At 68.8% G+C, this 14,195-nt stretch carries 13 protein-coding genes and 2 pseudogenes; 8 read left to right on the top strand and 7 right to left on the bottom strand.

All coding sequences use genetic code 11. The features are described from left to right. Positions 1-157 precede the first annotated feature (157 nt). Entirely contained in the window at positions 158-1,021 is an 864-nt protein-coding gene (locus tag ABZV38_RS36300; RefSeq protein WP_356332715.1) for a helix-turn-helix transcriptional regulator, read from the top strand. 25 nt (positions 1,022-1,046) lie between these two features. Here the strand turns inward: ABZV38_RS36300 and ABZV38_RS36295 are convergent, their stop codons facing one another. Both ABZV38_RS36295 and ABZV38_RS36290 read right to left on the bottom strand, forming a co-directional pair. After that, on the bottom strand, positions 1,047-2,363 hold the full coding sequence (locus ABZV38_RS36295) for a cation:proton antiporter (protein WP_356332714.1): 1,317 nt from the start codon (positions 2,361-2,363) through the stop codon (positions 1,047-1,049). 124 nt (positions 2,364-2,487) lie between these two features. Beyond that, positions 2,488-2,763 carry a hypothetical protein gene (locus ABZV38_RS36290; protein WP_356332713.1) on the bottom strand — a complete coding sequence of 92 codons (276 nt, stop codon included), beginning with the start codon at positions 2,761-2,763 and terminating at the stop codon, positions 2,488-2,490. A 278-nt stretch (positions 2,764-3,041) separates the two neighbouring features. Between ABZV38_RS36290 and ABZV38_RS36285 the strand changes: the two genes are divergently transcribed. The 5 genes from ABZV38_RS36285 (at position 3,042) to ABZV38_RS36265 (ending at position 6,805) form a co-directional block, all read left to right on the top strand. Further along, a complete protein-coding gene (locus ABZV38_RS36285; protein ID WP_356332712.1) occupies positions 3,042-3,989 on the top strand; it encodes a HAMP domain-containing sensor histidine kinase in 948 nt (315 codons plus the stop codon). A gap of 2 nt (positions 3,990-3,991) precedes the next feature. After that, the gene (locus ABZV38_RS36280) at positions 3,992-4,651 is read left to right on the top strand and encodes a response regulator transcription factor (protein WP_356332711.1); all 660 of its coding nucleotides are present in this window, start codon (positions 3,992-3,994) and stop codon (positions 4,649-4,651) included. A gap of 50 nt (positions 4,652-4,701) precedes the next feature. Further along, entirely contained in the window at positions 4,702-5,229 is a 528-nt protein-coding gene (locus tag ABZV38_RS36275; protein WP_356332710.1) for an SMI1/KNR4 family protein, read from the top strand. A gap of 274 nt (positions 5,230-5,503) precedes the next feature. Then, the gene (locus ABZV38_RS36270) at positions 5,504-6,268 is read left to right on the top strand and encodes a hypothetical protein (RefSeq protein WP_356332709.1); all 765 of its coding nucleotides are present in this window, start codon (positions 5,504-5,506) and stop codon (positions 6,266-6,268) included. Positions 6,269-6,649: 381 nt separating this feature from the next. Next, positions 6,650-6,805, top strand: coding sequence for a hypothetical protein (locus tag ABZV38_RS36265; protein ID WP_356332708.1), 156 nt, complete (start codon positions 6,650-6,652; stop codon positions 6,803-6,805). Positions 6,806-7,296: 491 nt separating this feature from the next. Here ABZV38_RS36265 and ABZV38_RS36260 read toward each other — a convergent pair whose 3' ends face one another. Next, positions 7,297-8,022 (bottom strand): nucleotidyltransferase domain-containing protein, encoded by a 726-nt coding sequence (locus ABZV38_RS36260; RefSeq protein ID WP_356332707.1) that lies wholly within the window; start codon positions 8,020-8,022, stop codon positions 7,297-7,299. Positions 8,023-8,075: 53 nt separating this feature from the next. On the opposite strand from ABZV38_RS36260, the gene ABZV38_RS36255 reads away from it, so the two are divergent. Then, positions 8,076-8,369 (top strand): isochorismatase family protein, encoded by a 294-nt coding sequence (locus tag ABZV38_RS36255; RefSeq protein ID WP_356332716.1) that lies wholly within the window; start codon positions 8,076-8,078, stop codon positions 8,367-8,369. A gap of 30 nt (positions 8,370-8,399) precedes the next feature. On the opposite strand, the gene ABZV38_RS36250 is transcribed toward ABZV38_RS36255, so the two are convergent. From ABZV38_RS36250 to ABZV38_RS36235, 4 genes and pseudogenes are all read right to left on the bottom strand, one after another. After that, positions 8,400-9,365: an alpha/beta hydrolase gene (locus ABZV38_RS36250; RefSeq protein ID WP_356332705.1), complete on the bottom strand. Its 966-nt coding sequence runs from the start codon at positions 9,363-9,365 to the stop codon at positions 8,400-8,402. Positions 9,366-10,076: 711 nt separating this feature from the next. Then, a complete protein-coding gene (gene mdlC, locus ABZV38_RS36245; RefSeq protein WP_356332704.1) occupies positions 10,077-11,660 on the bottom strand; it encodes a benzoylformate decarboxylase in 1,584 nt (527 codons plus the stop codon). 322 nt (positions 11,661-11,982) lie between these two features. Further along, positions 11,983-13,185 carry a HAMP domain-containing sensor histidine kinase gene (locus tag ABZV38_RS36240; protein WP_356332703.1) on the bottom strand — a complete coding sequence of 401 codons (1,203 nt, stop codon included), beginning with the start codon at positions 13,183-13,185 and terminating at the stop codon, positions 11,983-11,985. After that, a pseudogene (locus ABZV38_RS36235) lies at positions 13,182-13,280 on the bottom strand (winged helix-turn-helix domain-containing protein); the annotation flags it as partial. The gene ABZV38_RS36240 and the pseudogene ABZV38_RS36235, both read right to left, overlap by 4 nt. Positions 13,281-13,679: 399 nt before the next feature. Between ABZV38_RS36235 and ABZV38_RS36230 the strand changes: the two are divergent. Beyond that, positions 13,680-13,787: pseudogene (locus tag ABZV38_RS36230) on the top strand (DUF3152 domain-containing protein); the annotation flags it as partial. Positions 13,788-14,195 lie beyond the last annotated feature (408 nt).

The following is a 14,195-nucleotide window of genomic DNA, read 5'->3' as shown; positions in this document are numbered from 1 at the left end:
GCGCCGGACCAGACCCGGCGGCAGCATCAGCCCCATGCACCGCCAACGAGTCCGATCACCATCACGTCACGTGAACAACCGGCTGTAGTACTGGGAGGAAGCACAGGGATAAATTTCTCCCCTGTCGCCGCATACGTTCGGTGCCACACTGGCTGCCATGACTCGCAACGCACACCTCAACGAGCTGGGCGAGTTCCTCAAGACCCGCCGGGCCGAGCTGAGTCCCCGCACCGTGGGCCTGCCCGACACCCGCGGCCCCAGGCGGGTGAAGGGCCTGCGCCGCGAGGAAGTCGCCCAGCTCGCCGCCATCAGCACCGACTACTACACCCGCCTCGAGCAGGGCCGTATCCAGGCATCCGGGCCCGTGCTGTCCAGCCTCGCGCAGGTCCTGCACCTGGATGACGACCAGCGCGACTACCTCTTCGAACTCGCGGGCAAGGATCACGCCCAGCCACGTCGCCGCGCGACCCAGAAGGTTCAGCCTCAACTGCAGCGGCTCCTGGACGACCTGTCCGCGACACCGGCCATTGTCATGGGCCGCGGCATGGACATTCTGGCGTGGAATTCACTGGCAGCCGCCCTGATCACCGACTTCGCGAAAATCCCGGAGAAGAAGCGGAATTACACGCGGATTCTTTTCACCGACCCTGCGATGAGGGCGCTGTACGCGGACTGGGAAAGCGTCGCTCGCACCGCCGTCGCCCAGCTTCGCATGGAAGCCGCCAAGTACCCCGACGACGCCCGCCTGACCGCCCTCGTCGGTGAGCTGTCCGTGCAGGACGCGGACTTCCGCCAGTGGTGGGCCGCGCATCATGTCGCCGCGCGCACCGTAGGCACGAAAGTCCTCCACCATCCGGTGGCCGGCGAACTCACCCTCGACTGGGACACCCTCACTGCCAGCACCGACCCCGACCAGCAGCTCGTCATCTGGACCGCACAGCCCGCCACCCCTTCGCACGACGGACTACGCATCCTCGCCTCCTGGAGCGCCGAACACCGGGACAGCCGATCGGCGACGTGAGCGCGACACCGACGGACCGCCGGCACTATCGCTTGGCGTCGGTGGGCCCAGCGGGCACAGCGGACGGGGTCGGCGGGGTGGTGTCGCCGTAGGAGCGGGCGCCTGGTGGGCCCTGTGCCGGCTCGGCCGACGGGGTGGCGGCCCTGGGGGAGCGGGCTTGATGGCCGGGCAGGCGGGCGGCCGCGGCTTGAAGGACACGGGCAAGCAGGTGAGCGCGCCCGGCGACGACGGGGCCGAGGACGGCGAGGACGAGGACGTAGCCGGCGATGAACGGCGCGAGGCGGCCGTCGAGTCCGGCGCTGGTGGCCATGGCGGCCAGGATCAGCGCGAACTCGCCGCGTGCCAGGAGGGTGGTGGCGATGCGTGCGGCGGGCTGGGGGCCGTGGTGGTAGAGGCGGGCAACAAGCAGTCCCGCGGCCACGTTGATGACGATGGTCAGGGCTGCGGCGGCGGCGACCGGCGTGGCGACGGAGGCGATGTCTCCTGGGTCGATGGCCAGTCCGAAGGCGAAGAAGAAGATGGCTGCGAAGGCGTCGCGCAGCGGGTGCACCAGTTCGCGGATCCGCGGTCCCGAGGGGGTTCCTGCGAGGATCAGGCCGACCATGAAGGCGCCGATGGCGTCGGCGACCCCGAGGACTTCGGAGACGCCGGCGATGAGGACCGCGGCTCCGAGGAAGCTGATGACCAGCAGTTCGTTGTCGCGGACTGCGATCAGACGTCCGATCAGGCGGGTGCCGTAGCGGGCTGCGGCGGCCAGCACGAGGAGGAATCCGAACGCCTTGGCCGCTTGCAGGACCGTTTCCGTGATGCCCTGGGCGTCGCTGATAATGGGCTGGAGAGCGGCGAGATACAGGGCGAGAAAGATGTCCTCCACGACGATGACGCCCAGGATCAGGCGGGTCTCGGGGCGTGCGATACGGCCGAGGTCGATGAGGATCTTGGTGACGATTGCGGAGGACGAGATGCCCAGCACACCGGCGAGTACCAGGGCTTCCCGCGCCCCCCAGCCCAGAGCGAACCCGAATCCCAGGCCGGCGCCGACATTCAGCAGCAGGTAGATCCCGCCGGCGGTCAGCAGGCGCCTGCCGCCGCTTTCGATCTCGTCGAGGTGGAACTCAAGGCCCAGGTAGAAGAGCAGCAGTACCAGGCCGAGCGCGGAGAGCATGTCGAAGTCGCGTGAATCCTCGACCAGGACCAGGCCCGGGGTGTGGGGGCCGAGGAGAATGCCGGCCAGCATGAACAGCGGGATGGTCGGCAGGCCGATCCGGCTGCCGAGGCGGGCGAAGACGGCGGCGGCCAGGAAGGCGCCGCCCATGGCGAGCAGGGTGTCAGCATGTCCCACGGGTCACCACCTTCGGGAGCATGGAGGGGCTGAAGTGTTGCGACGGATGGGAGCGGATACGTCCTCCCTCGGGTCGGTCTCTCAGGCACTGGTGACCGTCCGGTGGGTGGATGCGGCGGCGGGTTCAGGGCGGGCGGGCGCCGGGCCCGGTGGGGTTCCGCGGCGGCGTGAACAGGTGTGCCGCCATACCCGCCGTGACCAGGCCGGCAGCCAGCAGCAGACCGTTCGGCAGCACCATGCCCGTGATCAGCATCGCCAGCGAGAGGGCCATGAGCGCCCAGGCCGGCCCGCGCCGGACTTCCCGCGGGCGCCCCGTACCCGGACCGTGGACGACATGCAGGTCGCTCCACACCGGCTGCTCCTCGAGATCGTGCAGCGGATTGTCGCCTGGATGCGCCACGGCTCCTCCTCCCGGTTCCGGCAGGTCAAGGGGGTTTCTGTCACGGTGCCACGCAGCCTTCTGCCCTCGCCATCGGGGCCGGCACCCATTTCCCCAGGTGGCCGACCCCCACCGCACCGGCCGGTACATGGGTGCTGCCACCGATGGACACCACCGCACATCGCACCCAGGCTGACCATGACGGCCGTACGTCCCCCATCGCAGCCGGGACACATGCGCCGGTGAGGTCGTCAGGCAGTCACAGCGGTGAGGACGGCGACTGGACGGAGGCGGTATCGGTGCCCTTGTTCTGGCGGATCTTCCTACTGAATGCCGTGGTGCTGATCGCTGCCACCGCCCTGCTGCTGGGCCCGGTCACCGTCTCCACCCCGGTCCTGCTCACCGAAGCCGCCGTCCTCACCGTGGGGCTGGCCGCGATGCTCATCGCCAATGGCGTACTGCTGCGCATCGGCCTCGCCCCGCTACAACGCCTCACCCGCGCCATGACCACCACCGACCTGCTACGACCAGGAGCACGCCCGCCCGTCGGCGGTCACGGTCAGGTCGCAGAACTGATCACGACGTTCAACACCATGGTCGACCGCCTGGAGACCGAACGCGCCACCAGCGCCGCCCGCGCCCTGTCCGCGCAGGAAGCCGAACGTCACCGCATCGCCCAGGAACTCCACGACGAGGTCGGGCAGACCCTCACCGCTGTCCTGCTCGAACTCAAACGCGTCGCCGATCACGCCCCACCCGCCGTACGCGAGGAACTGCACCAGGTACAAGAGACCACCCGCGCCGGCCTCGACGAAATCCGCCGCATCGCCCGCCGTCTGCGCCCCGGCGTCCTGGAGGAACTCGGACTGACCAGCGCCCTCAGAGCCCTGGCCAACGAGTTCACCGGTCCCGCTCTGGCCGTACGCCACCACATCGACGCCGACCTGCCGCCGCTGAGCCGGGACACCGAACTCGTGCTCTACCGCGTCGCCCAGGAGAGCCTGACCAATGCCGCCCGCCACGCGGGGGCCCGCCGCGTCGAGCTCAGCGTCAGGCGCACCCCCGCAGGGGTGGAGCTACGCGTCCGCGACGACGGCCGCGGCATCGACGGCGCTCCCGAAGGAGCCGGCATCAGCGGCATGCGCGAACGCGCTCTGCTCATCGGCGCCGCCCTTTCCCTCGGTGCCGCCCCCGACAGGGGTAGCGAAGTACGCCTGACCGTGCCCACTTCCCATCGGAGCCACTGACCATGCCCGAGGCGACCGAAACCCGCATCCTTCTCGCCGACGATCACGCGCTGGTCCGCCGTGGAGTCCGCCTCATCCTCGACAGCGAACCCGACCTCACCGTCGTAGCCGAAGCCGGCGACGGAGCCGAAGCCGTCGAAGCGGCCCGCACCCACCAGCTCGATCTGGCCATCCTCGACATCGCCATGCCCCGCCTGACCGGCCTGCAAGCCGCACGCGAACTCGCCCGCACCCAGCCCGGTCTGCGCCTCCTCATACTGACCATGTACGACAACGAGCAGTACTTCTTCGAAGCCCTGGCCGCAGGCGCCTCCGGCTACGTCCTGAAATCCGTGGCCGACCGCGACCTGGTCGAAGCGTGCCGCGCCACCATGCGCGGCGAACCCTTCCTCTACCCCGGCGCCGTCAACGCCCTCATCCGCAACTACCTCGACCGCGCCCGCGAAGGCGGCACCATCCCCGCCAAAGCCATCACCGACCGGGAAGAAGAAATCCTCAAGCTGGTCGCCGAGGGCCATACCTCCCAGGAGATCGCCGACATCCTCGTCATCAGCGTCAAGACCGTCGAGCGCCACCGCGCCAACCTGCTGGAGAAACTCGGCATGAAGGACCGGCTGGAGCTCACCCGATACGCAATCCGAGTCGGACTGATCGAACCGTGACCCGGGGCCCTTGCCTCCAGCAGAGCCAGACGGGTCGCTAGCGTGTGCGCATGACGCCCACCGATGATCGACAGTTCCCTGCCGCGCTCGCCCCCGCGATGGCGGTTCCGTTCGACTACGCGGGCGGTGAGGGAGTCGACTTCGAGCCCTTCGCGGCTTTTCTGTCGGCCGAGGAGACAACGGACTGGTTCCGGGCCTGGACCGGTAATGGGGAACTGAGCGGCGAGGACTTCCGTGTGTTCGGCCAGGACGGCTCCGGTGGGTACGCGGCGTTCTGGCTCGTCCGCCCGAACCGGGCCCTGGTCGACCAGCCCGTCGTCTTCCTCGGATCCGAGGGGGAGACCGGCGTCGTCGCGCGGGACCTGGGCGACTTCCTATGGCTGCTGGCCGACGGACTCGGCCCATGGGAAGCAGCCACCTCGTACGAGCGCGACCGGGTGCCACGCCCCAGCCAGGAGCTGGCAGCCATCGCGGAGCGGTTCGCACCGGGCCGACGCCGGTCAGCCGCTGCCGTGATCGAGTCGGCCGCCGAGGAGTTTTCCGGCTTCGACGACACCATCATGGAGCTTTGCCGCTGAACCCGGCAGTCACCCGCCCTTGGCGGTCAGCCTTACGTGGGACGAACTCCTGGCCGTCGGCGGCGACCTCCATGTGGCCTAGAGATGCTCAGTATTACATTTTCTGATTATATGTCAGATTTTGCATCGACATGCGATGGGCGCTGTGTGTACACCCGGTCGGCCCCCTGGTGTCACACCTTAGGTATGCCCGAAATGACAGGTATAGGAGGCGTCAGTACGTTCGTCGCAGGTCGGCTGTCCGGCCGGCATCTCTGAGACAGGGAGAAGTGACATGACCACGCGTACCGTCGCCGTGACCGCCGCCGCAGTGGGCGCCGCGGTTCTTGCCGTCACCGGCATCACCTACGCCTCGAACGACGCATCCACCCAGGCAGCCTCGTCCGTCCAGCAGGCCCGTCCGCCTGTCCAGAAGGCTGCCCCACCCGCCCAGAAGGCCGCTCCACCCGCCCGAGAGGTGGCACCGGCCGCGGCTCCTCTGAGTGACGACAGCGGCAAGAGCAACGGGGACGAGGGTCGCGGCGGCTCCGGCGGTGGTGGCGAGGACCGCGGTTACGGTGACGGCGGCGATGACCGTGGCTCCGGCGGTGGCGACGACGACCGCGGTTACGGTGGCGGTGGCGGTGGCGATGACCGCGGTTACGGCGGTGGTGGCGACGACCGTGGCTACGGCGGCGGTGGCGGTGGCGATGACCGCGGTTACGGCGGTGGCGGCGATGACCGTGGCTACGGCGGCGGCTACGGCGGCAAGGATGAGGGAACGATCCAATTCAACGACCGGACGTACTCCGCATACGCGGAAGGCTGCATCACCGCGGCCAGCGGACTGGGCTCCTCGAGCTTCAGCATCAGTAACGACAGCCGGAAGATCGTCGAGGTCTACCGTGGGGCCACCTGCGACAACGGCTCTCCGGTTGCCACTGTCGGCCCCTATGGCAGCACGCATGGCGTCGTGACCCCCACCGTTCAAGGGGGCCTGTCCCTCAACGACGGTGTCGTGGGCAGCTTCCGGGTGATCGGCGACCACGGCGGGTGGTAACAGAGCCACCGCATCACATGGAAACCCCGGCACGTCGGAATCGGGCCGGGGTTTCCGGCATGGGGGATACCCTCCGGCGCATGCCCGCCCGGAATCTTGCGTCAACCTGTAACGGGTCACCGATCGTCGAGTCGGACTTCGTCCGCTTCGACGAAGCGAGGTCCGACGGCAGGGCTACCCGCCGTCGATGCAGGAGATCCGGGAGTCGGTGAAGAGCTCGCGAGCACCTCGCCGGTTGTGCACCTGCTGATGGTCTCGGAGCGTATGGGGGCGCTTCACCGTAATCCGACCGGCCGCCCGCCGACCGTGTCCGCGCTCTGTGGACCGCAGATTTTCCCGAGCCGCCGACAGAGGCCGTGCTGTGTTCCGCTCGTTGCCCGGGTGGCCACCGGCGCGCCGATCCTTGCGGAGGAAGCACTCGAGGGTGTCTGTCCGCTGCCGTGCCGGCTGGTCGGCGAGGGCGAGCCGTTCGCACTGAAGGTGATGGGCGCGAGCGTGATCGACGCAGCCATCCGCGAGGGAGCGTCGGCAAAGTGAGGTACGAGCCCGTCCCCGGTGATGACGCGGCGATCGTCGGCACAGCGGTGGCCGTGCGGCGCAGGATCTGACGCCGCGGGCTCGGATGTGGCGGCCCGCCCGGTCGACGTGCGAAGGGCTCCCGGACGGGCTCCACCGCCTACGCTGCCCTGGCTACTGGTGCAAGCGGTGCTGACAGGGCCGGTACGTGACCTGAACGGGTTCAAGCCGCGGTCAGTCGCCGGGCGCTCGTCCCTGCGCATCAATGGCCGTGGGGAGGGACTGCAGGGGCTCGTTGACGGCTCCTCGGCGGGCAGCGCCAACCGGGCCGGCTGAAGCGGCGCACGTGGTCAGCAACGTCCCCCGGTGTCACCTCGGCCCGCACTACAGCATCTGACGCTCAGGCAGGCTGCCGAGCTGCACGGTGCGCTCGACCGGGGGGACTATCCATGCGGTGGGTGCACCCACCCAGCCGCGACCTCACTGGAACACGAGCAGGCGAAGGTCGGCGGTCAAGCCCACTCGCGTTGTGTGTACCCCTCCCGCAGGGGCCCACCGAGCAGGTTGAGCACCTGTTCAGCCGCAGCCGCCAACGGTGCTGGGTCCCGCTGTTCGGCCACGGTCCGATGGCCATCCAGCAGGGCCTTGCCCAGTTCTGGATCGGCGCTGAGCAGTCTGCGGGGCAGCCACTTGCCGATGCCGGTCCAGGCGTGGTGGTGCGCGGTGAGGAGATGTGCCGCCTCGCGCAGGGTGAAATCGGCAAGGGAGAGCTGTTCGTACCGGTCGGCCGGCCGGGTGTCGATCAGATCGTCCATGAAGCAGGTCAGGATATAGCGGCCGCGCTCCCACTCGGCCTGGGTGAGGATGGGAGGGCCGGCCGCCAGTACCGCTCGGGCCTGTGCTCGGGTACGGGACAGATGACCGTGAGGGTCCATCAAGGGCAGGCCCCTGTCATAGATGAAGAGGACTGTTCCCCGGCGGAGGCCTCTGTCCCGCTCGAAGGCCACCGGGACGTCCGCGAGGGTGTGCAGGAACAGCTCGGCCAAGCGACCGTCGTGGCGTATCACTTCGCGGCGGCTGGTATCCGAGTCCGGGAGGAGGACCGCCACGTCGAGATCGCTGGTCGGAGTTGCGCAGCCTTGGGCGGCTGAGCCGCCGAGTACAGCGCCCAGGGCATGCGGGTAGCGGTTCGTGATCAGGCGGAGAGCTTGGGCTGCCGGGGTGGCTTGATCAGTCATGGGCGTGCATCGTGCCAGCCCCGGAGGGCGTAATCCACCCCCGGCCGACGGGGATGTCGTCGCGTAATTCCCCGCGGATCGGCATGCGGGCGAACACCTGCATCGACACCACCGCGCGATTCGCCCAGGAGCTCGGCCATCACGTCACGCTGATCAAGGACGCCATCGCTGCGTTCCGCCGTGAGGATGCAAGCGACGTTCGCCTTCCAGGGAACATCCCGGGGCATCCCCACATTCACCGCGATGAGCGTGGCCATCGCACAGCCACCCACGGATCTCATCCTCGATCTGTGACTCCCTCTGCTGCCGTCGAGGTTGCGTCGTACGGGACACCGTTGGTCATGTAAAGGCAGGTCGCCGTGAACGGGGCCGACCCGTCAGTGGGAGCGGCGTCGCAGCCGGCGGCCGAGGAGGATGGCTCCTGCGCCGGCGACCAGGCACGCTCCGGCAATGCCGGCCTCGGCGCGGGTGTCATGTGCGGACCCGGTGGTCGCCAGGGACGGCCGCGCGGAGGAGGAAGCCCCGGCTGCCTGGAGGATCAGGTCGGCGACAGCCTCGGGGTGCGCGATCAGCGACACGTGGCAGGAGTTGATCTCCACCGTGTGTGAGCCGGCGCGCTTGGCCTGGAAGCGTTCCTGGTCCGGGTTGATGGTCTTGTCCTGCCGGCCGACAAGGGCCCAGGACGGGATGGTCTTCCAGGCCGCGACCTTGGCCTTCTCCGAGAATGCGGTGGTGGCCGCAGGCCGTTGGGTGACTCCCAGCAGATTCGCCTCGCTCGCAGGCAGGCAGGCCGCGAAGACCGGGTGCACCTTGTCCGGCTTGAGGTACAGATCGGTCCCGCTGCGGCCGTTCTCCCGGTACGGGACGGACTTGGTTGCGGTGCCGAGTTCGCTGGGGAAGCGTGCGGCCAGCGACATGCCGCTCTCGCCCACGTCAGGCATCAGCGCCGAGATGTACACCAGGGACTTCACCCGGGGGTTGCCGGCCGCGGCCGTGCTGATCACGGCGCCGCCGTAGGAGTGGCCCACCAGCACGACCTGGCCCTTGATGCTGTCGAGTACGGAGGCTATGTAGGTGGAGTCGTTGTACAGGCCGCGCAGAGGGTTGGCGGGCGCGATGACGGTGTAGCCCCTGCGCTCGAGCCGCGAGATGACCCCGTCCCAGCTGGAGCCGTCCGCGAACGCGCCGTGCACCAGGACCACAGTGGGTTTCGCGCCGGTCGTGTCGCCGTCTGCGACAGCCGGGGCCGCCGCGGAAGCGCACAGGGCCAGGGCGCATCCGGCCACGGTGACGTGTGCGCGCAGTATTCGACGTTGTGTGCCGGAGATCTCCAGTGCGGTCATGCCGTTCTCGCTTCCCTTGAGGTCTACAGCACCTCAGCGTTCGCGCAGGGGCACGGCCGGGCGCGGCCGCGCGGTCCGGCCGGGTGAAAATGGCGGGGCATTGGAGTGGAGAGGGTGGGTCGGGGCCGGGTTTCCGTGATGCGCACGTGGTCACGGGCGCGGGCCGGACTCGCGGCGCATCCCCCGGGCTGCCGAGAGCCCGGGAGCGAGCAGCGGCGAGGAACGGCAGGCCGGGGGAGGGACCGTCCCGGGCATCGCGAGTGCCGCTGAGGGTCCACCGCGACGCGACGGCGGGGAAGCCCCTGGAAGGCGTGGGGGGGCAACACCGCCTGGCGGGCTCAGGGAGCGGCGGCCGCGCTGCGGCTGGTCGTCGGCCTCGCCGACCGGCTTCAGGTGCCGCAGGCCGGAGCAGGTGCGCGCATCGTGGGGCGGCCACGGGACCAAGCGGCGGCCGACCCTATCCGACGGGGGAGAGCAGCCGGTGCAGCTGCGCCGATGCGATCACAGGTGCTGTGTCAGAGCACGCGCAGATCACTTCGAGGGCACCCGCTGACAGCGAGCGAGCCAGGCCTGGGAACGAGCAACAGGCCTGGTAGCCGGCCCGCCAAGGGGGGCGGCCGCCGGGACAGGCATTGCTCCGGACAGGACCTGTCAGGCTCGTGAAGTTCGGTGTTCAGTCCGTCCCGGATGTCCCGAGCCGGCGAGTTCACCTCAGAGCAGGGCCTTCTGCGGCTGGGTGGTCACCACGATGACCGTCGGGCTGTCGGACTCCACTGCGGTCGTGAACTCCTTTTCGAGTTCTGCGGTGGTCGTGACGTCGACGGCTCGGCAGCCGAACCCCTGCGCCAGGGAGGCGATGTCCAGGCCCGGAAGGTCGAGCCCGGGTACACCCGGCGTCTTCTCCAAGTCGGCGAAGGATTTGAGGATGGAGTACTCGTGATTGCGCATCACGACGTACACGATCGGCAGGTTGTGCTGTGCGGCGGTCCAAAGACTCTGGACCGAGTACTGGAAGGATCCGTCTCCGATCAGACCGATCACCGGACGTGTGACGCCACGGTCCCGGTCGCCGAGGGCGATGCCGACGGCAGCCGGCAGCGCCCAGCCGATGCCGCCGCTGGCGGTGGCGAAGAACGACTCGGGCTCGACCGAGGGCAGCCACTCGGCATGCTGGGCCATGGTCGAGGTGGACTCGTTGATGAGGGCGGCATGCTGTGGCCGAACATTGCTGAGGGCCGCATAGACCTCGGCCGGCGTGAGCGGGCTGCTCGGATTTTCCGGCAGCTTCCGGGGACGCGCCATGGGTTCCGGCTGCGCACGCCCGCTGCCGTCGCCGACCATTTCGGCGAGGAGTTCGATCGACAGCCGGGGGTCGCCCAGGAGGCTGTCACCGACCCGGGCTGATCCGGCGACTGCCGGGTCGTCGGTGATGTGGAGCAGTTGGGTCCCGGCGGGGAGGATCTCCCCGGGCACGTAGGGGTAGTAGCGGAACACCTCTGCCCCGATGACGATCACCAGGTCGTGTCCGACGAGCCGGTCGCTGATGGTCTTCACCGACATACCCAGCGGGCCCCGGTACAGGGGATGGTCCTCGGGGAAGGAGGCGCGGTCCGCGAGCGGGGCGCTGTAGACCGCTGCCTTCAGCTTCTCGGCCAGAGTGATGCCGGCGTGCCAACCGCCGGCCCGGTCCACGTCGGGCCCGAGGATCAGGGCCGGCCGCTGACTGGCGGTGATGCGCTCGGCGAAGTGCCGCAGGCGCTCGGCGTCGGGCGCGTAGGTCTTGCTGACCTCGCGCAGGACGGCGGGCCCCTCCAGGGGGTGGTTCCAGTCGTCGAGCGGGATGGACAAGAACACCGGTCCCGCGGGCGGCTGCAAGGCGGTCGCGTAAGCGCGCATGAAAGCCTCGGGCACGTCCTCGGCGCGGGCAGGCTCGTAGGACCACTTCACCCACGGCTTGGGCATGTTCGTGGCCTCGCGGTTACCCAGGTAGGGCTCGCCGATCATCAGCTCACGGTGCTGCTGGCCGGCCGTGACGATGAGCGGGGTGTGTCCGTGGTAAGCGGCGACCAGGTTGCCGAGACTGTTGCCGAGCCCGGCGGAGGAGTGCAGGTTCACCAGTGCCGGACGACGGGTGACCTGGGCGAAGGCGTCCGCCATGGCGATGGCGGACGCTTCCTGAAGAGCCAGGATGTACGAGAAGTCGTCCGGGAAATTCTGAAGGAACGTCTGCTCGGTGGACCCCGGGTTACCGAAAACCGCTGTCAGTCCCAGCGATCTCAACAAGTCGTAAGTCACGCTGTGGACGGTCGATTGACTGCGCATGGGACGAGTCAGCTCCTTTGGCCGCGAACGTCGTGATCGACCAGGGGTGGTGAGTTTCCGTGAGTTCCTTGTCGGCCGGTGGCCGTCCCCGGCCATGTACCGATGCGGCCCTTCCAGCCAGTCGATACGGGGTGAAATGTCGGAGTCGCGGAGAGTCAAACGCACACGGTCTGTGCTGTCAATCGCATCGGCCGTGGTGCGGGGCCAGCTGCCCGAGATGCAGCAGGAGGCCGCTGCGAACACGCGGCATACGGAATGTGATGGTGCGACAGGGACCGCGGCGTTGGCGGACCGCTTACGCCCCGACGCCGGGCTGACCCTGGCCGCTGTGCCTGAGCGGAAGGGTGACAGTGACCGTCAGGCCGCCGTCCGGACGGGGTGCGGCATGGGCCTCGCCACGGTGTGTGCGGGCGACGGCCTGGACGATGGACAGGCCCAGGCCACTGCCGCGGGCGGAGCCCACGCGGTCGGTCAGTCTGCGGAACGGCTGGAAGAGGACGGGCACCTCGTGACGCGCGATGACGGGGCCGGTGTTGGCAACGGTCAGCTGGACACCGTCTGGGACAGTGCCGGTCCGCACGAGGACCGAGCCGCCTTGGACGTTGTAGCGGATGGCGTTGTCGACAAGGTTGCGGGCGAGCTGTTCCAGCAACAACGGGTCTCCTTCCACCGGTGCGGGGACCAGATCCGCGTGGAGTGTCACTCCGGCCTGTTCGGTTGCTGCGGCGGCGGCCTGGAGGACGGCGGCGGCGGTCTGGGCGAGGTCGGCGGGAAGCAGTTCCAGTTCGCCGTTCTCGGAGCGGGCGAGGATGAGCAGGGCGTCGATGAGCCGCTCATGGCGGGCGTTGACCGCGAGCAGGCGCTCGCTCAGCTGGACCACCTGAACGGGCGCGTCGGGTCGGTTCATGGCCACCTCGGCCAGGGTGCGATTGATGACCAGGGGGGTCTTCAGCTCGTGGGCGGCGTTGGCGATGAACCGGCCCTGCCCGGCGAAGGACTCGTCCAGCCGCTCCAGCATCCGGTCGAAGGAGTCGGCGAGACTTTTGACCTCACCCGGCGGGGCATCCAGCGCGATCCGCTGGTGCAGGGTGCGCCCGGCCACCCGTTCTGCCGTGCCCGCGATCCGGGTGAGCGGCCGCAACAACCGTCCGGCCACCACCCAGCCGGCACCGGTGGCGGTCACGCCCACGCCCGCAACGACCAGCGAGCCCCATTTCAGGATCCAGAGGACGTCGTTGCGTGCGTCCTCATTCTGGAGCGCGGAGGCCTGGGCCAGCGCCCGGGCCTGCTGGTCCTGCAACTGCTGCACCGTCAGTGCCGGATTGAGCTTCATGTAGGGCCCACCCAGATGGTTGTTCTCCCGGTAGCGGTGGACCAGCACCACCGTGGCGGCCAGCACGACGGCCGCGGCGAGGAAGAACAGCACGCCGAAGACGGCGGTGAGCCGCAGCCGCAGGCTTCCCCAGCAGGCGGCAGTCAACCAGGTGGAAAGCCTCATCGGATGCGGTACCCGGTGCCGGTGACCGTCTCGATCACTGCCGGCTCACCCAGCTTGCGGCGCAGCGCGCGCACGGTGACCCGGACGATGGTGGTGACCCACATGAACTGCCAGTTCCCCGATGGTGTCGCGTGGCTCCGCCCTCCTGGGCTTCGGTCCCGCTTACGCGTCCGAGTCCCGAACGGTTCGGGACAGGGGTGCGCCCGGCGAACGACCGGCATCGCATGCGAGCGGCTGCCGGGGTCAGTCGCAGAACCACAGCCACCGTGCCCACGCGACGACCGCGAGACCCACTGCATCGCCAGTCCGGCAGGCCCCTGAGGGGACCGATTCGGAACCACTTACTCAGGGACGAGGAATTCCACCATGGTCCGGCGTCACAGGGCCCCGTCCGCGGGCGGAGGACGTGGTCGCCGGCATGTGGCCCGCCGACGGTCGCGCAAGCTGGTCCTGGGCGCCGTTCTCAGCGCGACGCTGATCGGAGCGGGCGGTGGGGGCACCGCATCGGCCACGACCACGCCACGTGCCAGGGCCCGGGGAAGCGCGCGCCGGTGATGATGCAGCAGATCAAGGGTCTGCATGGCTGCATCGCCAACGCCTGACCGTACGACGAGAGCGGCCACTACATCACGGGCCCTGCGGTGAACTCCTGAGCAGCAGGCTGTGAAGCGCATGGCCTGCCGTGTGTTCCGTGCTGGTCCGCGGGTCCGGCGTGGGGCAGGCGCCCGATGACCGGAGTTGTCGGCGGGACGCTGCCGAGAGGGTGAGCTGGTGTCACGAAGTCGCCCGAAAGGCCTAGTCATGTGTCATATAAGCCTATTTTCTTATCTATTGACGGTGCATCAGATCACTGGCTGGCGTGTGGTGCGGGGTTTCGTTCACTCGACCGGCGCTCTGCAGTCACGCCGTCGATGTATCCGATATGACAGATAAAGGCGCCATAAGTACGTTCATGTCAGGCCGGTTGTCCGGTCGACCCTCAGAGACAAGGGAGAAGTGACATGACGACG

It is taken from the genome of Streptomyces sp. NPDC005181, assembly GCF_040608395.1.
GTDB lineage: Bacteria > Actinomycetota > Actinomycetes > Streptomycetales > Streptomycetaceae > Streptomyces.
Note: the sequence above shows the minus strand (reverse complement) of the source record. Positions and strands in the feature narration are given on the sequence as shown.